This window comes from Methylobacterium sp. A52T (assembly GCF_053346095.1).
In genome coordinates this window covers 1-2639 of sequence record NZ_JBKFBI010000273.1, presented here as the reverse complement: position 1 = coordinate 2639, position 2639 = coordinate 1, and the positions used below count along the sequence as shown (strand labels likewise).

4 protein-coding genes are annotated in these 2639 nt (G+C 72.5%); all 4 read left to right on the top strand.

Features of this window, described 5'->3' with window-relative positions; genetic code table 11:
• Positions 1-453 (top strand): TRAM domain-containing protein (locus tag ACLBYE_RS30240; protein WP_447696991.1); only part of this gene is annotated, 453 nt, incomplete at its 5' end.
• Between the two features lie 37 nt (positions 454-490).
• Positions 491-1597, top strand: a complete 1107-nt coding sequence (locus ACLBYE_RS30235; RefSeq protein WP_447696990.1) for a PhoH family protein — start codon at positions 491-493, stop codon at positions 1595-1597.
• A 2-nt stretch (positions 1598-1599) separates the two neighbouring features.
• The gene (gene ybeY, locus ACLBYE_RS30230; RefSeq protein WP_026604977.1) at positions 1600-2079 is read left to right on the top strand and encodes an rRNA maturation RNase YbeY; all 480 of its coding nucleotides are present in this window, start codon (positions 1600-1602) and stop codon (positions 2077-2079) included.
• A gap of 36 nt (positions 2080-2115) precedes the next feature.
• Positions 2116-2639: CBS domain-containing protein (locus ACLBYE_RS30225; protein ID WP_447696989.1), on the top strand; the 524-nt coding region annotated here is incomplete at its 3' end.

Here is a 2639-nt window from a genome sequence, read left to right as displayed (position 1 = left end):
GCGCGGCCCGACATCGCCCTGTCGTCCGACTTCATCGTCGGCTTCCCCGGCGAGACCGACGCGGACTTCGCCGAGACCCTGCGGCTCGTGCGCGACGTCGGCTTCGAGAGCGCGTTCTCGTTCAAGTACAGCCCGCGCCCCGGCACGCCGGCCGCCGACCGCACCGATCAGGTGCCGGAGGCCGTGATGGCGGCCCGGCTCGCCGAGCTGCAGGCGCTCCTCGACGGCCAGCGCCACGCCTATCAGCGGGCGGCCGTCGGCCGGGTCTTCGACGTTCTGGTTGAGAAGCCCGGGCGGCATCCCGGTCAGGTCGCGGGCAAGACGCCGCACCTGCTGGCCGTCCAGTTCGACGCCGCGCCTCACCATATCGGACAGGTCGTGCCGGTGCGGATCACCGAGGCGGGGTCCAACAGCCTGTTCGGGGAGCTCGTCTCCGCGGCTGCGGCGGCGTGAGGAGCGGAGCGGTCGGGATGATGGCGAGGATGACGGCTTGAGCGCGTCGGACGGTGCGGGCGCGCGCGGCGCGCTCAAGGGGCGCGGCCCGGCGGCGCGGCCGGCCGGATCGGACGAGGCGGTCGAGGTGCCGCTGACCTTCGACGACAACCGCCTCGCGAGCCTCGTCTTCGGCCAGTACGACCAGAACGTCGCCCATATCGAGCGCCGGCTGGAGGTCACCGCCACCGCGCTCGGGAACCATCTCGTCATCAAGGGGCCGGCCGACGCCGCCGAGACGGCGCGGCGGGTCTTCCAGAAGCTCTACGCCCGGGTGCGGACCGGCGGCAGCACGCTGACCCTCGGCGACGTGGACGGCGCCATCCGCGAGGCCACCGCGCAGGCGACCCTGTTCCCGGCCGAGGTCATCGCGGCCGAGGCCGACAGGCCGCATTTCGAGCAGATCGCCACCCGCAAGCGCGGGGCGGTGCGGGCGCGCAATCCGGCGCAGGACGCCTACATCAAGCTGCTGCGCACCAACGAACTGGTCTTCGCCGAGGGCCCGGCCGGGACCGGCAAGACCTGGCTCGCGGTCGGCCACGCCGTGTCGCTGCTGGAGCAGGGCCATGCCGAGCGGCTGATCCTGTCGCGTCCCGCGGTCGAGGCCGGCGAGCGCCTGGGATTCCTGCCGGGCGACATGCGCGAGAAGGTCGATCCCTACCTGCGGCCAATCTACGATGCCCTCTACGACTTCATGGAGGCCCGCCACGTCGACCGCGGCCTCCAGACCGGCCAGATCGAGATCGCGCCGCTCGCCTTCATGCGCGGCCGGACCCTCACCAACGCGGTGGTGCTGCTCGACGAGGCGCAGAACACCACCTCCATGCAGATGAAGATGTTCCTCACCCGCCTGGGCGAGGGCTCGCGCATGATCATCACCGGCGATCCGAGCCAGATCGACCTGCCGCCGGGCCAGAAATCCGGCCTCGTGGAAGCGGTCAGCGTGCTGGAGGGCGTCGAGGGGATCGGGCACGTGCGGTTCAAGGACGTCGACGTGGTCCGCCACGACCTCGTCCGCCGGATCGTGACCGCCTACGAGCGCGCCGACCACGGCAGCGCGGAGGCCGACCGCAACCCGAATCCCCGCCGCCGGCCCCTGGCGTGACCGTGCCCCACGAGATCGACCTCGCCGTCGAGGACGCGCGCTGGGAGACGGCGGTTCCGGACCTCGAGGCCCTCGTCACCCGCGCCGTCGAGGCCGGGCTCGCCGTCGCCCCCGAGAGGCCGGACGGCCCCGTCGAGGTCAGCGTCCTGCTGACCGACGACGCCGCCGTCCGGGAGCTCAACCGGACCTGGCGGGGCAAGGACAAGCCCACCAACGTCCTGTCCTTCCCGGCCGCCCCGCAGCCGAGGCATGCCGGGACCGCCGCGCCCCTCGGCGACGTGGTCCTTGCGTACGAGACCCTGGTGCGCGAGAGTGCGGAGCAGTCGAAGCCGCTCCAGAATCACCTCGCCCACCTCCTCGTCCATGGCACCCTGCATTGTCTCGGTCAGGACCACGAGATCGGCGAGGCCGAGGCCGATGCCATGGAAGCCCTCGAGGTCGCGGCACTCGCGACCCTCGGCATCCCGGATCCCTATGCCTGAGCGCGCGACGTCCGAGCGACCCCAGACCCGAGAGACATGAGCAACGATCGAAGTCGCGGCGCGGCCCTGGCCGCGCCCAGTTCCACCGAGGGCGAGTCCCAGCACAGGGAGCCCTGGTACGACCGCCTGCTCCAGGCGCTCCATCTCAAGCCGCGCGATTCGCTGCGCGAGGGTCTTGAGGAGGCGCTGGCGGAGCCGGATGCCGGCGAGAGCGGCCTCACCCCGCTCGAGCGCGTCATGCTCAAGAACGTCCTCGGCCTGCACAAGGTGCGTGTCGACGACGTGATGGTCCCCCGGGCCGACATCGTCGCCGTCTCGAACGACACGAGCCTCGGCGAGTTGCTCAAGCTGTTCCGCACGGCCGGCCATTCCCGGCTGCCGGTCTACGGCGAGACCCTCGACGACCCCCGCGGCATGGTCCACATCCGCGACCTCGTCGACCACATCGCCGCCAAGGCCGAGCCGGCCCGGCGCAGCGCGCCCGCCGTCGCGAAGCCCGCCGAACTCGCGGTCGACGGCGCGGCGGACACGCCGGCCGCGCCGCGCCCGCGCCGGCCCGC